Origin of the sequence: Acinetobacter sp. Ver3 (assembly GCF_000632455.1) — a bacterium.
GTDB lineage: Bacteria > Pseudomonadota > Gammaproteobacteria > Pseudomonadales > Moraxellaceae > Acinetobacter.
In genome coordinates this window covers 1-5,596 of record NZ_JFYL01000111.1, presented here as the reverse complement: position 1 = coordinate 5,596, position 5,596 = coordinate 1, and the positions used below count along the sequence as shown (strand labels likewise).

Here is a 5,596-nt window from a genome sequence, read left to right as displayed (position 1 = left end):
TTCTTTGAAATAAGCTATGTTTCTTTTGTTCATCCAGAGACACAAAGAAATGATATGGAAAGAAATGTTGAATTTACCTTTTTAGGAATGTCGACTAAAGACTCTAGAGTTATTGTTTTTATTGACGTTGTTCCATAATTTTCAAGTAGTCAAAATGAGTATACAATATTCATGTGATGCAAGAAGATACAACTGGATAGGATGGGCCCATAAGTATTTGAAGCTGCCTCGTGTATGATCATGGGGACTGTCCAAACAAACGGCTTTTGAGAGTGCTGCCTGATACGAAAAATAATATCCAAGAGATGCTAGCGGTAAATTTAGTGTAAAATTTAATGCTAGCCATCATTAAAACTTATTTAAAAATATGAAGTTATATCGCACAGATTGGAATATGTTTCCTAAAACGGTTATTGACCGTGGTCTTGGAGATGCAACCTCTCATTACATGTATGAAGCTGCTAAAGCAGGGGATGTTGAAAGTGCGTATATTTTAGCTAAAGATTTAGTTTCGGATGAGGCGATTGCTGAACTAGAAAGAATTATCGATGGTCGGGAAACTATTATAGTACCTGTACATGCTGAGGAAGCAGTCGGTCGTAATATGATTCCTTTAGCTACTTCAGCAGTTATAGCAAAGAAACTTGGGCTTGAAGTTGATACGAATATAGTTCAAGCTATAAAAGTATCAAGAACTGGCGGTGATGGGTGGCATAGATTAGCCAACCCACCAGCATTTGATGGGACAATAAACAATGATAAATGTGTTATTATTGTTGATGATACCCAGACCCAAGGTGGTACTTTTGCAGCATTAAAAGGTCATATTGAAACAACTGGGACGAATAAAGTTATTGGAGCATATGCACTGACGGGTAAACAATACTCATCACAATTAGCTCTAAGTAAAGAAACTCTTCAGCAATTGAGGGATGTATATGGTAATCTTGAAGCATGGTGGAAATCGATTTACGGGTACGATTTCGAAAGGCTCACAGAGTGGGAAGCAAAGTATATCCTCAACTCTCGTAAAACAGCTGACGAAGTCCGAGATAGAATCATTGCGTCAAAACAAACGTGATGCTTATGCACTTATGATGAAAATGAATTAATTATTATTTAATTAAGTTAAAAGACTGCTATATAGCGGTCTTTTTTGTTTTTGAGCTCTACAAATTTTAATGAGTACATATAGTTACTTTTATAAAAATGATAATAAAGGGTAGAGGAGGTCATCTAAGAATTTAAAGCACAAGACTTATTTAACATTGATGACAGAAAAAGTGAGTTGTTGGGAACTTAAAGAAGAGGTGGTACTTATAATGGTTACTAAAATACAAATACTTAAAATATTAAATATATAAAACAATATATTACAAATATATATGATGCGTAGTGTACGCATCACATAATAATGCTTATTTTTGATATAATTAAGATAATGGGGATCATTATGCTGGTTTATAAAAATTTATGAGTCTTACGGAAACACAAGTACGAAAGTCATATCCAAAAGAAAAAATTTACTTTTTAGCTGATGATGATGGTTTAAGCTTAAAAGTCGATCCTAGTGGAAAAAAGTCTTGGAGTTATCGATATTCAGTTGCAGAAACGGGTAAAAGACCACGAGTCACTCTAGGTACATATCCTGAGATGAATCTCAAAGAGGCTAGAGTGGCCAGAGACTCCTATAAGGCAACTAAATTTTCTACACAAAATTTAGTTCAGGAGAAAATTCAAACTTTTAAAGTTGTTTGTGAAGAATGGTTAGAGTTTAAAACAAATAATTCATTTAAAGATCAACCACGTGGTGGTGTAATCCAATTGGCGAATACATGTTTAATAAATGACATTTATCCCGTTATTGGTGATATAGATTTTAGTAAAATTAAAAGAACTGATTTAGTTAAGGTCATTAAGCAGATTGAAAATAGGGGAGTTAAGGAACCTGTAAAAAAAGCGTATAGCTATTTAAATCAAATCTATGATTTTGCAGTTGCAATGGGATACTGTGATTATAATCAAGCTTATGGTCTCAATAAAATATTATTGAAAGGGAAATTAAAGAAAAATTATCCTTATTTAAAAGATGTAGAAATTTCTAATTTTATTCTTAGAATCACTCAACTAAATACAGATCCGATTATAAAAAAAGCAATCCTATTTAAATTATATACTGGAGTCAGGGGGGCAGAGTTATTGTCTGCAGAACCTCGTCATTTTGATTTTGACAACAAAATTTGGAAAATACCTGCTTTACATATCAAGCAATATCGTCGAAAAGTGATAGCAGGTTATGATATTCCAGATTTTTTAGTCCCGTTATCATCGCAAGCGGTGAGCATTGTTAGATCTGCACTAGAGTGGTCACAAGGCGATCGTTATGTTTTTGCCAGCCCAAAAATTAAAGACAAGCCATTGCATTTTAACACAATAAATTCAGCCATTCGTAAGATGGGATATAAAACAAATGAGCTATCCTCACACGGTTTAAGATCCACATTCAGTACTATTTTAAATGATTCTGGCTTATTCCAAGATAGTTGGATTGAGGCTCAGCTTTCACATGTAGATAAGAATAAAACACGTGCTAGTTATAACCATGCAGATTATATTCAACAAAGAGCTGATATGATGCAGTGGTGGGGTGACTATTTAGAAAATAAATCAAAATCTAGTTTATAGGTAATTTAAATTAAACTATTTTGATTTAATAATAAATTTTAAACCAAATGCATTTAACAACTTATTTATAGAATCTAAGGTTGGATTACTATCAGGTTGCTCCATTTTCTGTAAAGTCTGTGGTGCTATTTTAGTAATTTTACTCATTTCATTTAATGTTAAATGTAGTTCTTTTCTAATGTATGATGCAATCTGGTAAATTTGCCACTCAGGATTGTTATTTATATTTTCTAAGACTTGTAAGCGTTTATTCATTTGCTCGATTGCCGTCATAGGCTTATAACGTTTATCCATTAGAAAACTCCTGAATCTGTTGGCATATATTCAATATACGATGATGACTATTTTGTAGAATCTCATCATCTATATTTATTTTTTTCATTTCATCGAGCAAATTTTCATAGAGTGGCAATTGTTGAATCATTGAATGTTTAATTTCAGTTGAATCTATTCCTGTACATTCTTCTATTTGCGTTATGACAGATCCCCATATAGGCATTCCTCCATGGTCATCTTTTTCCCAACGTGTAGTACGTGCAATTCCGTCAGGATGAAGCCACATTGGTGCAAAATCGAAGAGGGGTGTTAATTGAATTGTGCCGTCATTTAAACGTTGAATTGCGGTATTACGGGTATGATTGTCTTTATTTCCTAATGCAACATTAGCGATATCTCGTTTCAAATATTCAAAAATTTCAGCTTTTGGTGATGAGCAACATTCCATGATCAATGTACAGATTTGATTATGTGTCATTTTAACGCCGAAGCCAGCTTTACCACTTAAAGAGGCTAGGCTTTCTTGTGCAATTCTTTCGACTTTACCATTGATAATTTGGCGATCAAAACGTGGAATAAATAGCGTTCTCTGGTGAAGCTCCAAGTCCTTGAACACTCTTAGACCTAAATACCGAGCTATTTTCATGTAAATTGCTTCATGTAACAGTATTTTTTCCAATTTTTGATCATTTCCACGACTAAATTTAACTAGCCAATGCTTTGCCGCTAGTTCATCTGGAAGACTGTGATCTAAATAAAACAGACCATCATATCCTTGTGTTAGTAATAGTTTAGGCCATTCACCTTGAACACCTGAAGAACCAGCAACAAATAAGCCATATGATGCAAGTGACTCAATGAAATCTTCTTTCCTTTCAATTATTTCGCTTAGGCTAAATCCACAAGGTTTCACTGTCGGAAAATGATCTTGAAGCCAGTCATAAGCTTCTTTAATTCGCAGATTACCAATAGGATTACCTGCCCCAGATTTCAGTAGGGGCCAATCAGCTTGTTCTTCTGCATTAATTGAAAAACCCAGCTGATTTAAAAGCTCCTTTCGCCCATAGCCTTGAGGTAGCAAGTCCATGAGAAATGCTGGCCATTGGTTTTCTAAGTTGTTTTGTACATTGACTGGAAATTGGAATGATAGAGCATAACCATCTCTTAAATCCATATGTTCAATAGCATATTCAAATAAGTATGAAGTTCGTGTAGATGCTCTCCAGCCCTGCTCTTGATTAGCAGTTAATTCAACGATAGCGCAATCTTGCCATTCGTTATTTTGAAAAATTTGAAGTGTGCAATATTGATTCATATATGTATTAAAATAAAAGATTAGTTTCTATTTTGGCTATATTTATTTATTATAGTAAATATTTATTGAATTTTCAAAATATGATCTTGAATTATTTAAGTTGGCTATAAGCAATCATATTAAGGGAGTTGTAAAATTTTTCTTATCTTTTCATGGCTTTGTTGTATAAATATTTAAAAGCTGGGTTTTCCCTAAGCCATTCAGATTTAAGTGGCACCTTGGATGTAAGTTCTACCTAATTCCGTAAATCTATTCAGACCGAGATTGCTTCGATAATGCTCCAATTGAAAGTTTCTGGAGAATATTAAAGAACGAACTTGTACATCATCTGAACGGCTGTGTTGCACAAATATTTAAAAATTACAATCTACCATACCTACTTATATTTAAGTGACAACTTGGGTATGAGGGCGACCTAATTCTGTGAATTTATTTAAGACATCTACGCGTGCATGAATCTCATTCACTTGACTATCAAAATGTATTAACCTCCAATTAAAACGGACACTCAATGCTAGCTTATCTTGCTTCTTTCCAATAATTTAATCTCTGTTGCACTTCATTTGAGAATCTAAGTGATTAATTAATCGTTCATAGTCATTTTTAGAAAGTTTACCAATGTAAGTTAATTTTGTCTTATCAATTGGCAACTGATATGTCTGTACGGTATCAATCCATGATTTTTTACTTAGTCCAACCGATTTCCAATCTGTAATTTCAATATTTACTTTTAATAAAGTCAGATTTGTTGTCATATTGACTGCTTAAACGGAATACGATGTAGTCTTTTTTTGTTTGTCGAATAAATAAATCAGGACGGGTTTTACCATCTGCTATGTCTGTAAAACCAACGTAAGCCCAATACAAGTCCTGTGCCATTAGTATCCACCATCATCATTTAAAAACTCTTGAGCAGATTTTGTATCGGATACTTTTACACTCGGGATATTATGGCTCAGGGCTATGAGTTGTGCTGTATTAAAATCATCATCACTTATTTGATTACTCACAGGAATTCGACCTGTTTTAGCAATTTCAGCCATAACCATACTAAAAACAGATGCAGGGGTTAGCCCAACTTTTTTGATTATGTACTCTGCTGATTCTGAGATTGCCTCATCCACAGTATATTGAACTCTTTTTTTAATTAGCGTAGACATTTAACACCTCTTGATCTTTCTAATGCCATTTTACGGCATAAAGTGACACCAAACAAAAATAGTAAGTGTCCATTCTTAATAAGAATTGGTGTCCAAGTAGCTGTTGATGTGCATCATAGACCAGACATTTTTATTTTGGAGTTACAATTTTATGCATTTC

At 33.6% G+C, this 5,596-nt stretch carries 6 protein-coding genes and 1 pseudogene; 2 read left to right on the top strand and 5 right to left on the bottom strand.

What is annotated here, in order from left to right; translation table 11 throughout:
* Positions 1–367: 367 nt before the first annotated feature.
* Entirely contained in the window at positions 368–1,081 is a 714-nt protein-coding gene (locus CL42_RS15440; RefSeq protein WP_001986287.1) for a phosphoribosyltransferase, read from the top strand.
* Positions 1,082–1,473: 392 nt separating this feature from the next.
* The gene (locus CL42_RS15435; protein ID WP_035270641.1) at positions 1,474–2,685 is read left to right on the top strand and encodes a tyrosine-type recombinase/integrase; all 1,212 of its coding nucleotides are present in this window, start codon (positions 1,474–1,476) and stop codon (positions 2,683–2,685) included.
* Positions 2,686–2,700: 15 nt separating this feature from the next.
* On the opposite strand, the gene CL42_RS15430 is transcribed toward CL42_RS15435, so the two are convergent.
* The 5 genes and pseudogenes from CL42_RS15430 to CL42_RS15415 all read right to left on the bottom strand — a co-directional run bounded on the left by CL42_RS15430 (position 2,701) and on the right by CL42_RS15415 (position 5,436).
* Positions 2,701–2,979 (bottom strand): helix-turn-helix domain-containing protein, encoded by a 279-nt coding sequence (locus tag CL42_RS15430; protein ID WP_004871362.1) that lies wholly within the window; start codon positions 2,977–2,979, stop codon positions 2,701–2,703.
* The gene (locus CL42_RS15425) at positions 2,972–4,276 is read right to left on the bottom strand and encodes a type II toxin-antitoxin system HipA family toxin (RefSeq protein ID WP_035270638.1); all 1,305 of its coding nucleotides are present in this window, start codon (positions 4,274–4,276) and stop codon (positions 2,972–2,974) included. The genes CL42_RS15430 and CL42_RS15425 overlap by 8 nt, the downstream gene beginning before the upstream one ends.
* A gap of 386 nt (positions 4,277–4,662) precedes the next feature.
* A pseudogene (locus tag CL42_RS17125) lies at positions 4,663–4,758 on the bottom strand (IS5/IS1182 family transposase); the annotation flags it as partial.
* A 235-nt stretch (positions 4,759–4,993) separates the two neighbouring features.
* Positions 4,994–5,155, bottom strand: coding sequence for a hypothetical protein (locus CL42_RS17455; protein WP_212771607.1), 162 nt, complete (start codon positions 5,153–5,155; stop codon positions 4,994–4,996).
* A complete protein-coding gene (locus tag CL42_RS15415) occupies positions 5,155–5,436 on the bottom strand; it encodes a type II toxin-antitoxin system RelB/DinJ family antitoxin (protein ID WP_035270626.1) in 282 nt (93 codons plus the stop codon). Before CL42_RS15415 ends, CL42_RS17455 begins: the two co-directional genes overlap by 1 nt.
* Positions 5,437–5,596 lie beyond the last annotated feature (160 nt).